Annotated in this window: 13 protein-coding genes; 5 read left to right on the top strand and 8 right to left on the bottom strand. The window is 73.4% G+C overall.

Annotated elements, in window-relative coordinates; all coding sequences use genetic code 11:
* Positions 1 to 149: 149 nt before the first annotated feature.
* Positions 150 to 1,523 carry an aldehyde dehydrogenase family protein gene (locus IE311_RS20925; protein WP_189833271.1) on the top strand — a complete coding sequence of 458 codons (1,374 nt, stop codon included), beginning with the start codon at positions 150 to 152 and terminating at the stop codon, positions 1,521 to 1,523.
* A 33-nt stretch (positions 1,524 to 1,556) separates the two neighbouring features.
* Here IE311_RS20925 and IE311_RS20920 read toward each other — a convergent pair whose 3' ends face one another.
* The 7 genes from IE311_RS20920 to IE311_RS20890 form a co-directional block, all read right to left on the bottom strand.
* Positions 1,557 to 2,045: an NUDIX domain-containing protein gene (locus IE311_RS20920; RefSeq protein ID WP_189833270.1), complete on the bottom strand. Its 489-nt coding sequence runs from the start codon at positions 2,043 to 2,045 to the stop codon at positions 1,557 to 1,559.
* Positions 2,046 to 2,150: 105 nt separating this feature from the next.
* Entirely contained in the window at positions 2,151 to 3,080 is a 930-nt protein-coding gene (locus IE311_RS20915; RefSeq protein WP_189833269.1) for a glutaminase, read from the bottom strand.
* The gene (locus IE311_RS20910) at positions 3,077 to 4,171 is read right to left on the bottom strand and encodes an enoyl-CoA hydratase/isomerase family protein (RefSeq protein WP_189833268.1); all 1,095 of its coding nucleotides are present in this window, start codon (positions 4,169 to 4,171) and stop codon (positions 3,077 to 3,079) included. Before IE311_RS20910 ends, IE311_RS20915 begins: the two co-directional genes overlap by 4 nt.
* Before the next feature lie 497 nt (positions 4,172 to 4,668).
* Positions 4,669 to 5,352: a GNAT family N-acetyltransferase gene (locus IE311_RS20905; RefSeq protein WP_189833267.1), complete on the bottom strand. Its 684-nt coding sequence runs from the start codon at positions 5,350 to 5,352 to the stop codon at positions 4,669 to 4,671.
* Positions 5,353 to 5,637: 285 nt separating this feature from the next.
* Positions 5,638 to 6,342 (bottom strand): ribonuclease H family protein, encoded by a 705-nt coding sequence (locus tag IE311_RS20900; RefSeq protein WP_189833266.1) that lies wholly within the window; start codon positions 6,340 to 6,342, stop codon positions 5,638 to 5,640.
* 77 nt (positions 6,343 to 6,419) lie between these two features.
* Positions 6,420 to 7,337 carry a phosphatase domain-containing protein gene (locus tag IE311_RS20895; protein WP_189833265.1) on the bottom strand — a complete coding sequence of 306 codons (918 nt, stop codon included), beginning with the start codon at positions 7,335 to 7,337 and terminating at the stop codon, positions 6,420 to 6,422.
* Positions 7,338 to 7,339: 2 nt separating this feature from the next.
* Positions 7,340 to 8,548, bottom strand: coding sequence for a T4 RnlA family RNA ligase (locus IE311_RS20890; RefSeq protein WP_189833264.1), 1,209 nt, complete (start codon positions 8,546 to 8,548; stop codon positions 7,340 to 7,342).
* Positions 8,549 to 8,739: 191 nt separating this feature from the next.
* Between IE311_RS20890 and IE311_RS20885 the strand changes: the two genes are divergently transcribed.
* Complete coding sequence (locus IE311_RS20885) at positions 8,740 to 9,069, top strand: hypothetical protein (RefSeq protein WP_189833287.1); 330 nt, start codon at positions 8,740 to 8,742, stop codon at positions 9,067 to 9,069.
* Between the two features lie 218 nt (positions 9,070 to 9,287).
* Positions 9,288 to 9,869, top strand: coding sequence for a dienelactone hydrolase family protein (locus IE311_RS20880; protein ID WP_189833263.1), 582 nt, complete (start codon positions 9,288 to 9,290; stop codon positions 9,867 to 9,869).
* Positions 9,870 to 9,896: 27 nt separating this feature from the next.
* On the opposite strand, the gene IE311_RS20875 is transcribed toward IE311_RS20880, so the two are convergent.
* Positions 9,897 to 10,328 carry a protein-tyrosine phosphatase family protein gene (locus IE311_RS20875; RefSeq protein WP_189833262.1) on the bottom strand — a complete coding sequence of 144 codons (432 nt, stop codon included), beginning with the start codon at positions 10,326 to 10,328 and terminating at the stop codon, positions 9,897 to 9,899.
* Between the two features lie 201 nt (positions 10,329 to 10,529).
* Here IE311_RS20875 and IE311_RS20870 point away from each other — a divergent pair, with 201 nt between their 5' ends.
* On the top strand, positions 10,530 to 11,708 hold the full coding sequence (locus IE311_RS20870; protein WP_189833261.1) for a YncE family protein: 1,179 nt from the start codon (positions 10,530 to 10,532) through the stop codon (positions 11,706 to 11,708).
* 235 nt (positions 11,709 to 11,943) lie between these two features.
* On the top strand, positions 11,944 to 13,326 hold the full coding sequence (locus IE311_RS20865; protein WP_189833260.1) for an NAD(P)/FAD-dependent oxidoreductase: 1,383 nt from the start codon (positions 11,944 to 11,946) through the stop codon (positions 13,324 to 13,326).
* Positions 13,327 to 13,415 lie beyond the last annotated feature (89 nt).

The raw sequence follows: 13,415 nt of genomic DNA, 5'->3' as shown, positions 1-13,415 counted from the left end.
GCCCCGGCAGGGAGGCAAGTTGTGGCTGGTGCTCACCCTGGAGCTCTGGCTGCGCTCGTACGACGTGTGACCCGCCCGGCGGTTCCACCGCGTCCCCTCCACCGAGCCCGTTGTGCGCAGCGATGCGATCGATCCCGCGAAAGGCCGTCATGAGCACCATCCTCCCGACACCCCCCGTCGATCTGACCGACCCCAGGACCGGGGCGCCGCGCGGTACCTCCGTGCGGTCTCGGCTGCCCGAGGTCGGGGCGGCCGTGTCCGCCGCTCGGGCCGCGCTGCCCGACTGGAGCACGCTGACCCCCAAGGACCGCGGGCGTCGACTGGACCGCCTGGCGGGCCTGGTCGAGGAGCACGCGGCGGAGTACGCGGCCCGTGAGCGGGCCGGCACGGGCAAGCCGGAGTCGGAGACCGCGGGCGAGATCGAGCAGGTGGCGGACCTGTTCCGGTTCTTCGCGATGGCGGCGCGGACCCGCACCGCACCGGCCGCGGGCCTGCTGGTGGCGGGACACGAGAGCTGGGTGCGCTGGGAGCCGATCGGCGTGGTCGGTGTGGTCGTGCCCTGGAACTATCCGCTGCTGATGGCGGCCTGGCGGTGCGCGCCGGCCCTGGCGGCCGGGAACACGGTGGTGGTGAAGCCGGCCGAGACGACCCCCGACAGCCTCGAACTCCTCGCGGAGCACGCCGCGCGGGCCCTGGGCCGGGACGTCCTCGTTCATCTTCCCGGCGACCGGGAGACCGGGCGGCTCCTCGTGGAGTCGGCGGTGGACATGGTGGCGTTCACCGGCAGCGGTCGGGCCGGGGCGGACGTGGCGACGCGCGCGGGCACGCGGCGGGTCAGTCTGGAGCTGGGTGGCAACGCCCCGGCGATCGTCCTCCCGGACGCGCCCGACGACACCTGGGAGTCACTGGCGGACGCCGTCACGTACAACGCGGGGCAGAGCTGCGCCGCTCCGGCGCGGGTCATCACGCTGCCGGAGAACTACGAGGCCGCCGTCGAGGGACTGGCGGCGGCTCTGGGATCCCGGCTGGCGGGCCGGGACTTCGGCCCGCTGAACAACCCGGACCAGGCGGACCGCTACGACCGGCTGATCGCCTCCTCGGGAGCCAAGCGGAACCTCGTCGGGGGCGTCGCCCCGGCGCCGGGCGAGGAGGCGGGGCACTGGCGGCCCACGACGCTCCTCGCGGACCTCCCGGACGACGATCCGGCCGTCACCGAGGAGGTGTTCGGTCCGCTGCTCACCGTCCAGCGGACCGATGACCTCCCGGCCGCCCTGGCCCTGGCGAACGGGGTGCCGCAGGCGCTCGCCGCGAGCGTGTGGACCACCGACCTCACGACGGGGCTCGAACTGGTCGCCGCCCTGGACGCGGGCGAGACCTGGCTCAACTGCCATCTGGTCCAGACGGCGGAGCTTCCGCACGGCGGCCGCGGCGCCTCCGGCCACGGCACCGATCTGAGCACCCTGGCACTCCAGGAGTACCAGCGGCCCAAGACGGTCACGGTCCGGCTGGGGCGCCGGGGCTAGGGGGTCTCCTCCGGAGCTCGCCGGGCGGGCCTGTCAGGATCGGGAAGGGACGGACCGGCGCTCCAGGTAGGACGCTCGGGGGATGTCCCCGGAGGCGAGGAGCGCCAGGTGGTCGCGGTAGCGGGGCGAGAGGCTCTCCAGCGAGGCGATCTTCTCCAGGGGAACCCAGTCGAGTCCGATCTGGTCGACGTCCTCCTCGGTGCCGCCGAGGAGTTCGGGGCTGCCGACCACGGTGCACAGGAACACGATCTCGACCCGGTGGTGGTTCTCCGCGGCCAGCGGGCCGGGGTCGTCGATCCAGCCCTCCAGGACCCAGAGCAGCGGGCCGACCCGGACGGTCAGCCCGGTCTCCTCCCGTACCTCTCGGCGGACCGTGTCGGGCAGGAGTTCACCGGTCTCCTGCCCGCCGCCGGGGAGGAACCGGCCTTCTCTGCCGTTCCAGATGTTCCGGGTGAGGAGGACGGAGCCCTCGTGGAGGACGACGGCCTTCGCGGAGGTGCGGATGCGGGTCGGGACGGTCATACGGGGTCTCCTCGGTCCGGCGGGGCGGCCACCCGGGCAGCATGCCCAGCGCGCCGGACGGCATGCCGCCCGGCGCGACGACGGACGGTTCAGAAGACGGAGGGGTCAGAAGACGGACAGGCCCGTGATGGTCGTGAACCGGTCGAGGGCGGTCACACCGGCCACCGAGTTGCCCCGGCTGTCGAGACCCGGGCTCCAGACGCAGAGGGTGCAGCGGCCGGGCACGACGGCGACGACGGCTCCGCCGACCCCGCTCTTGCCCGGAAGGCCCACCCGGTAGGCGAAGTCGCCGGCCGCGTCGTAGGTGCCGCAGGTGAGCATGACGGCGTTGACCTGCTTGGCCTGGCTGCGGGTCAGCAGCCGTGAGCCGTCGGCGCGCAGTCCGTGGCGGGCCAGGAAGCCGGTGGCCAGGGCCAGATCGGCACAGGAGGCTTCCAGGGAGCACTGGCGGAAGTACTCGCGCAGCAGGTCGGGGACGGGTCCCGTGATGTTGCCGTAGGAGGACATGAAGTGGGCGAGGGCCGCGTTGCGGTCGCCGTGGGCGGCCTCCGACGCGGCGACGCCGGCGTCGAAGGAGAGGTCCGGGTTGCCGCTCTCGGCGCGCAGGAAGGCGAGCAGGCTGCCGGAGGCGTCGCCGGTCAGCCGGTGGAGGCGGTCGGTGACGACGAGGGCACCGGCGTTGATGAACGGGTTGCGCGGGATGCCGTTCTCGTACTCCAGCTGGACGAGGGAGTTGAACGGGTCGCCGGACGGTTCCCTGCCGACATGGGCCCAGAGCGTGTCGCCCTCCCCCGCGAGGGCGAGCGCGAGGGTGAAGACCTTGGTGACGGACTGGGTGGAGAAGGGGTGGCGCCAGTCCCCCACCCCGTAGACGGTGCCGTCGAGTTCCGCCACGGCCATGCCGAAGTCGGTGGGGTCGCCGGCGGCGAGGGCCGGAATGTAGTCGGCCGGGGTGCCCCGCTCGGTGAGTTCGGCGATCTCCTCCGCGATCCGGTCGAGTACGGGCTGGAAGGAGGTGGTGGCGTTCGTGGTCACACGCGGTCCCGGGTCGCCCGGTCCTCGTGGGCCCGGCGGGCGGCGGCGAGACCGAGGTCGCCGCCGGGCGGTGCGGTGAAGAAGCGGGCGACGGCCCCGTCGGTGACCTCGGGGAGGGTGGCGGGGGTCCAGCGGGGGTCGCGGTCCTTGTCGACGACCTGGGCGCGGATGCCCTCGACGAGGTCGGGGGTGCGCAGCGCGGCGCAGGAGACCCGGAACTCCAGGTCCAGGACCTCTTCCAGGGTGCCGAGGGCGCGGGAGCGGCGCAGGGTGGCCAGGGTCGCCTTGAGCGCGGTCGGGGACTTGGCGAGGAGGGTGGTGGCCGCCTCCTTCGCGGCGGGCGCGCCGGTGTCGATGAGGCGCTCGACGATCGTCTCGACGGTCTCGGCCGGGTAGCAGGCGTCGATCCACTCCCGCTGCTCGGCGAGGACGCCGGGCGGGGCGGTGGTGGTGTGGCGGGCGACGGCCTCCTCGGCCGGAAGGCGGGTCAGGTCCTCTACCAGGGCGGGCAGTTCGGTGGAGGGCACGAAGTGGTCGGCGAGGCCGGTGAGGATCGCGTCGGCGGCGCCGACGTGGCCGCCGGTGAGGGCGAGGTGGGTGCCGAGTTCGCCGGGGGCGCGGCCGAGGAGGTGGGTGCCGCCGATGTCGGGGACGAAGCCGATGCCGGTCTCCGGCATGGCGATCCGTGAGCGTTCGGTGACGACGCGGACGGAGCCGTGCGCGGAGACGCCGACGCCGCCGCCCATGACGATGCCGTCCATGAGGGCGACGTACGGCTTGGGGTAGCGGGCGATACGGGCGTTGAGCCGGTACTCGTCGCGCCAGAAGTCCTCGGACGCCGATCCGCCCGCGCGGGCGTCGTCGTGGATGGCGCGGATGTCTCCGCCGGCGCAGAGACCGCGCTCCCCCGCGCCCTCGATGACGACGGTCGTGACGGCCGGGTCGTGCTCCCATTCCGTCAGGGCGGCGTCGACGGCGAGGACCATGGCGTGGGTGAGCGCGTTGATGGCGCGGGGGCGGTTCAGGGTGATGAATCCGGCCCGGCCCTCCGTCCGGAGGAGTACGTCGGCGGTTCCGGTCGGCACGATCACTCGGTCCCTTCGGGTGGCGCTGCTCACTGTTGCGATCACCGTACCGGGCGCGTTCGGATGTGCTCGACGCGGATCCGGAGAGCGGTGCGTGTGCGTTCCCGAAGGGGAGGGGGTCGACGCCCCGGCGGCCGCCCGGGGTGCCGGGAGGGCATCCGCGGCGACGACACCGGGGCCGTGGGCGCGGGCCCGGGCCGGGCGTCGGGGGGCGGCAGGACGCGGGGCGGGGACGCGTGGGACAAGGAGACGCGGGGTGGTGAGGCCCGGGGCTGGGAGGCCGGGGGCGCGGAGGCCCTGGGGTGCGGAGGCACGAGGCGGGGAAGGCGCGGAGGCCCGGGGCGGGAAGGACTCATCCGCTTCTCGCGGATCCTGATTGCACGGTGCACGGTCTGTGACGGCCGCTACCCCGCGTCCTCATATGTCGAGTCCTCCCCGTCCCTTCCATGGAACCACCGCTCCGGCGGGGGCGCGAGCGCCCGCCGGAGCGGTGCCGTAAGGGGTCAGGCCGGGAGCAGGTCCTGGGGGACGCGCACCTGGCGGGGTGCGGACAGACGTAGCTCGATGATGTCCCGGACGGTCGGCCATTCCTCGTCGAGGACCGAGTAGAAGGCCGTGTCGCGGACGGCTCCGTCGAGACCGCGGGAATGGGCCCGGCGGACGCCTTCGCAGCTTGCTCCGAGGCGCTCGATCGCGATTCTGGAGCGGGTGTTGCGGGCGTCGGCGCGCATGGTGATGCGGCGTACGCCCCAGGCTTCGAAGGCATGTCGGAACATGAGGTACTTGGCCTCGGTGTTGATGCCGGTGCCCCGGGCGTCGCCCGCGATCCAGGTGTTGCCGATCTCGGCCGCGTCCGGCACGGAGGTCAGCGGATCTCCGTGGGGCATCCCGGGGACGGGCGGCCAGATCAGCGGCCCCCGCCAGTAGTCGAGTTCGAGGAACCGGGTCGAGCCGATGACTCGCTCGTCGGCCGTGCTGATCAGGGCGAAGGGCAGGGAACGTCCTGCCGCCTGATCCGCCAGGGCGCGGGCGATGTAATCGAGGGCCGATTCGAAGCCGTCGGGTACGGGGGTGAAGGCGTAGGCCGATCGGTCCGCCCCGCCGGCCCGGGCGAGGGCTTCGGCGTGCCGCATCGCCAGCGGCTCCAGGCGCACGGAGCGCCCGGTCAGGAGAACAGGTACTGGCACGGATCCTCGGGTCTTTCACGGGCAGGGAAAGCTTCCGCCGAGGGGTCACCGGGGCGGCAGCAAGGGGGAGGTTCTCGCCGGTGCCGACCACGTCGTGAGAGCGACAAATAAGCAGGTAAAACGGTTCGTCACCGGTGCGAGGAGGACAGTATGCAGCCACAAGCGCTCCGAGAACAGAACCCCGGGCGAACCCGGATACACGCGTGGGTGAAGGCTCGCGCGTGCCCGGGCCGGCCGGTCTCAAACAACGGACGGAGCCGCCCGCCAGTCGGACGGCGGAAGGGTTCAGACGCAGGTGGGATGGCCCCAGCCGTCGGGGTTCTTCGCGATGGTCTCGCCCTTGTCGTAGGCCTTGCCGCAGCGGCAGCGGCCCGAGAATCGCGCCTTCAGCGTTGCGCCGGACGGGCGTGTCCGGCTCGCGGCCGGGCCTCGGGAGGAGCCGGCGGCGGAGCCGGACGGCGCTGAGGAGCGCGCACGGGGCGCGGAGGCGCGTGTCGGCGCTTCCGGCGGCGGCAGCGGGGCACCGGCGGCGGAGCCGATGGGCTCCTGCGTTCGGGCGGAGTGGCTGGCCGCGCGGTCGGCGGCGTCGTTGAGGGGGTCGCCGTCGACCTGGTGCGCGGGCACATAGACGAAGTCGACGTCCCGGCCGGTGAGGAGCGCGTCGATGCGGACGACCAGGTCCTTGTTGGCGACGGGGCTGCCCGAGGAGGTCTTCCAGCCCTTGCGGCGCCAGCCGGGGAGCCAGGTCGTGACGGCCTTCATGGCGTACTGGGAGTCCATGCGGACCTCGACCGGCACCGCCGGGTCGAGTGTTTCCAGCAGGCGTTCGAGCGCCGTCAGTTCGGCCACGTTGTTGGTCGCCCGGCCGAGCGGGCCGGCCTCCCAGCGGTCGATCGCCCCGTCGGCGCCGCCGATGACCCATGCCCAGGCCGCGGGGCCCGGGTTTCCCTTGGACGCGCCGTCGCACGCCGCGATGATCTTTTCCACCATCCCACGATCCTGACACGACGGCGGGGGTGGGCGGCTCCACCCGTCGGGGCGGGGCCGTCCCGCCCCGGCGGGGCCGGTCAGAAGTCGCCGTAGTTGACCTGCCAGGTGGGCAGGCCCATCCGGCGCCAGAGGGCGACGACACGGTCGCGGTCGTCGAGGGAGACGCGGACGGCGTACCGGTGGCGCACATGGGCGTCGAAGAGCTCGGCCTTCACGAGGTCGTCGCCGCGTCCGTCGCCGGAGGCCCGCATCCACAGTTCGTCGTAGGGCACCTGGTGGTGGGCGAGCCAGCTCTCGGTGAGCGCGCGGTGGTCCTCGCTCCGGCCGGACAGCAGCACGATCCGGTCCCGCTCGCTGTGCCGGAAGGCGCGCAGGGCGTCGCGTACCGAGACGTTGAGCAGGTCGCGGTCGCAGCGGGTGAAGTCGTACGGGCCCCGGTCGACGCGCAGGGCGAGGGTGCCGTCGATGTCGCACATGACGGCGCCGGGGAGGCTCGGGTCGGCGACGTAGGGCGCTCCGACGGTGGGGCGGTCGTTCAGCCACTCCGCGGTGAGCCGCCAGCCGCCCCGGGTGGCCTTGGCGTGCTTGGCGGCGAGGATGCGGATGATCTCCTCGCCCACGGGCCGCTCGCGGGCGGCGTCGCGGCGGACGCACTCGTCGACGGGGACGTCGGTGAAGTCGTGGACGGCGAAGGTGGCGAGGCCGCCCACGGCGGCCTTCAGCCGCTTCGGGATGTACGGGGTCAGATGGGTGTTGTCGACGACGACGTCGAAGCCGTCGTCGACGGCGGCGCGGACGGCGGAGTCCTGGATGCCGAGCACGGTCTGCTCGTGCTTGTGGGACCGGCCGCGGTCCGGCGAGGGGAGGTCGAGCATGGCGCGGAGGTCGTCGAGGTTGACCCGCCGCACCTGTCCCTCGGCGGTCGTCTGGAGGGCACGGGCGGCCGTCGTCTTCCCGGACGCGGGGAGGCCGGTCATGACGTGGACGACAGGCATGGTCAGTTCTCCTGGTCGTGGGTGTAGGGGTCGGTGGTCCCGGGGCGCAGCTGCCGCCAGACGAGGAGGTCGGTGGGGCGCCCGTCGAGGCGCAGGAAGAGTGCGGCGCGCAGACCGCGGTCGGTCACGTCGGCGGCGGCGCGGGCGAAGGCACCCCGGTCTCCTGCGAGGTGGGCAAGCCGCGCGTATGCCTCGTCGACGGCCCGTTCACGGTCGGCGGCGGCCGCTTCGAGGCGGCTGATCACCTCGCGCACCCAGGCGTCGAACTCGTCCGGCACCTGTTCCAGAAGGGCGTCCAGGGGCTTGCCGCCGGAGGCCTCGACGTCGGCGACCGCGCAGCCGAGGCCCTTGGCGAGCTCACCGGCGGGCACGGCGGCGAAGCGCTGGATGCCGTGGCCTCGCCAGATGTCGCGTTCGGTGACACCGGTGAGCACCTTGTGGAGGCGTACGTACTCGGCGAGCTTGGCCTTGGCCCGCAGGCCGGACGCGAAGCGGAGGACGAAGCCCTCGGCGTCGGTGCCGGTGGCCCGGTGCCCGCCGGGGAGCGTGTTGGACTCCGTCAGGGCGACGAGCTCGGCGACACTCATGGCGGGCCAGGTCCGGACGATCGATCCCACGGGATGCCAGCCGGCGGCGGCCTCGGCGAGCGGGGTCTCGGTGCCGTCGCCGCCGAACGCGGCGAGCAGGACGAGGTCCCGGCGCTCGCCGTAGTTCACGACGATGCGGTTGCCGGGGTAGAGGATCTCGGCGAGGTAGGTGACGCCGGGCGTCAGGCCCGTGGTGTCGGCGGCGTCGAGCCGGCGCTGTGCCCAGGTGGCCTGGGCGCTGGTGAAGGAGCCCTTGGAGGCGACGTGCCAGCGGCCGTCGTAGTGGAAGACGACGGCGAGGCTGCCGTCGACCTTGTCGTACACCTCGAAGGGCTCGTCGGGCAGCGGCGGCGCGTAGGGGCGTCCGGCGGCGTGCTCGCCGATGTTGAAGAACTTGGGGAGGGGCAGCGCGACGATCCGGCCGGTGGTGTCGTCGGCGACGAGTCCGCGGCAGCGCCTGGTCGCCCGGTTCCAGTGCTGGGCGTACTGACACGCGCGCGTGTAGGTGTAGATCGACAGCGGCAGCTCGGGGTGCCGTTTCCGTGTGACATGCCCCTCGGCGAGAGCGGCGTCGAGCTCGTCGGACGGCATCAGGTCGTGCAGAGTCAGGGTCGCCTGGCTCATGGGGTCCCTCCCGGTTGTTCGTTGATCCATTCTGGGTGCGCGGGGCCGGGGAGGACAGCGATTATCGGGCGGAAGCGGGCGTGCACGGGGCGGTGTGCGGACTCCCGAGCCGGGGTGTGTCGGTGGTGCCCCGTAGACTCGCCGTCGCCCTGTCGGTGACACCACCGGCGCAGACGAAGGAAGCGAGCCCCATGAACCACGCGGACGGCACGGCACCGATCTACGCCGAGCTCATACGGGAGCGGGGGGATGTTCCGGGTGACGTCCGCCAGGTCGCGGAGGAGGTTCTGCGGGACCTGAGCCGGGTCATCCAGGTGCCCCCGCAGGGCGTCCAGGCACCCCAGGGCGCCGTCGCGCACGCGGGTGTCGGCGCGCAGCTGGCCGTCGGCGGGCACACGGGCATGGGCGGGCAGATGGCGGTCGGCGGACACCCGGGTGTCGGCGGGCAGATGGGCGTCGGCGGGCACGCGGGTGTCGTGGGCCAGGCGGGCGCCGTCCTGCCGCACCGTCCGATGCTCTAGTTCGTCGCTTCCGGACCCTGCCCGACCCGAAGGAGAACGGCCCGGCCGTCCGATCCGCTCCCTCGTCTCCCCGGCCGTCGCCGAGGCCGTCGCCCCCGGGTGCTCCGGGGGCCGGTCCGCGCGTCTCCGGGCGTTGTCAGTGCCGTACGCCATGCTGCCTCCCGAACGGCCTGCGCCGCAGTGGGGCGGGCCACGCACGGTGAACCGGGGATGACGACATGGCTGAGGTTCTGCTCTTCCACCACTCGCTCGGGCTGACGGAGGGGGTCGGCGCGTTCGCCGACGCGCTGCGCCGGTCCGGGCACACGGTGCACGTGCCCGATCTGTACGAGGGTCGTACGTTCACCGATCTGGAGGCCGGCGTCGGGTACGCCCGGGAGATCGGCTTCGACACCCTGCTGGCGCGGGGCGAGCGGGCCGCCGCCGAGTTGCCCGAGGAGATCGTCTACGCCGGGATCTCGCTCGGTGTGGTGCCCGCCCAGAAACTGGCCCAGACCCGGGCCGGGGCGCTCGGCGCCCTGCTGCTCGGCGCCTGCGTGCCGGTGGCCGAGTTCGGCGCCGCGTGGCCGCAGGGCGTGCCCGCGCAGGTGCACGGGATGGACGCCGACCCCTACTTCGTCGACGAGGGCGACCTGGCGTCCGCCCGCGCGCTGGTGGCGGGCGCGTCGGACCGGAGACTGTTCCTGTACCCGGGGACCGCGCACCTGTTCACCGAGCGCGGCGCGCCGTCCTTCGTGCCGGAGGCCGCCGCGCTGTGCCTGGAGCGGGTGACGTGCTTCCTGGACGCCGTCAGGCGCTGAAGACGGCACCGGGCGCCGAGGCGGACGTCAGGCGCCGAAGCGGCGCACGTAGCGCCGCTGCCAGGGAGTCTCCACGGCGTGCCGGTCGTAGTGACGGCGGACGTGCTCGACGGCCTCGTCCGCCGGGACCCCGTCGAGGACGGCGAGGCAGGCCAGGGCCGTTCCGGTCCGGCCCCGCCCGCCGCCGCAGGCGACCTCGACCCGTTCCTCCGCGGCGCGTTCCCAGGCGTCGGTGAGGACGGCACGGGCCGTGTCGCGGTCCGCGGGGAGGCGGAAGTCGGGCCAGCGGAGCCACACGGACTCCCAGGGGACCTCGGGCGGCCGCTTGCCGAGCAGATGGACGGCGAAGGTCGGGCGGGGCCCTTCGGGCACCGGGCGGCGCAGGGCACGGCCGCGCACCAGCCGTCCTGAGGGGAGCCTCAGGACGCCGGGGGCGGACTCCTGCCAGGGTTCGGTCATGCCGTCACGGTAGTGGCGGGTGGGGACTCGGGGGCGGAGTCCGGGTCAACCGTTCGGTCGACCCCCGGGTCGTCCGTCCCGCTCTCGGGCGGGGGCCGGCCGTCGGACCGCGGGAGGCCGGGGGCGGGCGGAGGATCGGTGCAGGGCGCGGGCCCTCCTCCGGTCGGGGCCGCGCGTGTTCGCCGTACCGAGGAGTCCGTCATGACGAAGTACCGCCGTGCGTCCCGTGCCGCCCGGGTGCTCCTGCCCGGAGCGGTGGCCGTCGCCCTGCTCGCCGGGTGCGCTCAGGGGTCGGGAGGGGCGGCCTCCGCCGCGGACTCGACATCGCCGGCCGGGGCCACCCCCATCACCGGAGGCCCCTCGGACGGCTCTTCCGGCACCGTGACCCCCGCACCGACGGGCAGGCCCGCACCGGGCACGCTGCTCGTCGGCGACTTCGGCTCCGACACCGTCACCTTCGTCGACCCGGCGCGGGGTGCCATCGGCTCGGTGAAGGTCGGCACCGCCCCGTACGGTCTGGTCGTCGGTACGGACGGCCGGGCGTGGGTGGCGACCGCCGAGGGCGTCGCGGTCGTGGACACGACGACCAGGCAGCGGCTCGCGCTCATTCCGTACGAGACGGACGCGGGGCCGGTCACCACGGGCGAGTACCGGGGCGGTGGCATGGGCATCGCGCTCGCCCCGGACGGCCGGCGGGTGTACGTGGGGGTCAACGTGCCCGGCGGGAACGGCACCCTGGAGGTGATCGACACGGCGTCCCTGCGGGTCACCGACACGGTTCCGGTCGGCCGGCGGCCCTTCGACGTGGACGTGTCGGGGGACGGCTCCGAGGTGTACGCGACGAACCACGACTCCTTCGACGTCACGATCGTCACGGCGGGCACGCTGGAGCCGCGCCGGGTGGAGGTCGCGCCGTACGGCACGGAGGGCGGGCTCGGTTCGTGGCTGAAGCCGCACTACACGGCCGTACGGCCCTCGGACGGCAAGCTGCTGCTGCCCTTCGAGGGCGAGCGGCTGGCGGTCGTCGACCCGCGCACGGGCCGCACGACGATCGAGCCGATGACCGCGAACACCCATCAGCACGGTGCCACGGTGACGGCCGACGGGACGCTCCTCACGGTGGGCACGGGGCCGATCGACCCGTCCGAGGACCGCGGCCCCTCCCTGACGGTCCGGACGCCGGGCGGCGCCGAGCGCGTCTACCCCCTGGAGGGTCCGCACGAGACCGTCGCCGTGTCGAAGGACGGCCGGACCGCCTATGTGAGCGGTGGGTTCACCCGCGACGGGTACTGGGACGGCCTGAGCATCGTCGATCTCGACACGGGCGACACCCGCCGCCTGGAGGCGGGCTCGCGGCCGCTGGGCGTCGTGGTGCTCTGACGCCCGGAAGCGGAGCAGAGGCGGAGCAGCAGCTGAATCGGCCCCCCGGGCCGGGGCCAGCCGTGGCGGACCGAGGCGGGCCGCGACCGGAGCGTGGCGGACCTTGCCGAGGAGCGATCCTGCCGTAATGACGATAAAAAGGGTGAGCCACGGATAATCAGCAAAGAATTCTCATATCGGCTCACTCAGCCACATCCGTGGGCTTCTTGCACGCTCCTACGGAAGGGCGGACAGCGTGACGCGACCGAGGATTCTCGTGGTGGGCGCCGGATTCGCCGGAGTCGCCTGCGTACGGAGGCTCGAACGACGGCTTGCGGAACGCGAGGCCCAGCTCGCACTGCTCTCGCCGTTCTCGTACCAGCTGTACCTCCCGCTGCTCCCCCAGGTGGCGGCAGGGGTGCTGACCCCCCAGTCGGTCGCGCTGTCGCTGCGGCGCAGCGAACGCCACCGCACCCGGATCGTGCCCGGTGGCGTGGTCGGCGTGGACACGGCGGCCAAGGCCTGTGTGGTGCGGACGATCGCCGGCGAGTACGTGACCGAGCCGTACGACCATCTCGTGCTCGCACCCGGCAGCGTCACCCGCAGCTTCGACATCCCGGGGCTCGCCGAGCACGCGCGCGGGATGAAGACACTCGCGGAGGCCGTGTACATCCGCGACCACGTCATCGCGCAGCTGGACCTGGCGGACGCGAGCAACGACGAGGAGGAGCGGGCCGCGCGACTGCGGTTCGTGGTGGTCGGCGGCGGCTACGCGGGAACGGAGACGGCGGCCTGCCTCCAGTTGCTGACCCACAACGCGGTCAAGCGGTATCCGCGGATCGACCCGAAGCTGATCAAGTGGCATCTGGTGGACATCGCGCCGAAGCTCATGCCCGAGCTGGGCGACAAGCTGGGCGCCGCCGCGATGGACATCCTGACGAAGCGCGGCATCGAGGTGTCGCTCGGGGTGTCGGTGGCCTCGGTGGACGACGAGGCGGTGACGCTCACCGACGGGCGGGTGCTCCCGAGCCGGACGCTGATCTGGACGGCCGGGGTGGCGGCGAGTCCGCTGATCGGCACCCTCAACCAGGAGACCTTCCGGGGCCGCCTGGTCGTCTCGGCCGAGATGAAGGTGCCGGGGCTCGACGGGGTATGGGCGCTGGGCGACGCGGCGGCGGTGCCCGATCTCGCCAAGGGCGAGGAGGGCGCGATCTGCCCGCCGACCGCGCAGCACGCGATGCGGCAGGGTAAGGCACTGGCCGACAACCTGGTCTCGACGCTCCGCGCGGAGCCGACCCATCCGTACACGCACAAGGATCTGGGGCTCGTGGTGGACCTCGGCGGGCTGGACGGGGTCTCGAAGCCGCTCGGTGTGGAGTTGCACGGGGCACCGGCCCAGGCCGTGGCCCGCGCGTACCACTGGGCAGCGCTGCGGACCAATGTGGCCAAGACCCGGGTGATGACGAACTGGCTGCTGAACGCGGCGGCCGGGGACGACTTCGTGCGGACCGGGTTCCTGGCGGCGAAGTCGGGCACCCTGCGGGACTTCGAGTACACGGACGCGTATCTGACCCCCGAGCAGGTCCGCCTCCACACGGGCCCGTTCCGCGGGGCGGTGGGGGCCGGCGGGGGGAACTGACGGCCCGGGGAGGCCGAGGGCGGAGCAGGCGACGGCGGGGGCGCGACGGCAGAGGAAACGACGGCAGGAGGCCGCTGCCACCACCACGG

This window comes from Streptomyces zaomyceticus (assembly GCF_014656215.1).
Taxonomy (GTDB): domain Bacteria; phylum Actinomycetota; class Actinomycetes; order Streptomycetales; family Streptomycetaceae; genus Streptomyces; species Streptomyces zaomyceticus.
Note: the sequence above shows the minus strand (reverse complement) of the source record. Positions and strands in the feature narration are given on the sequence as shown.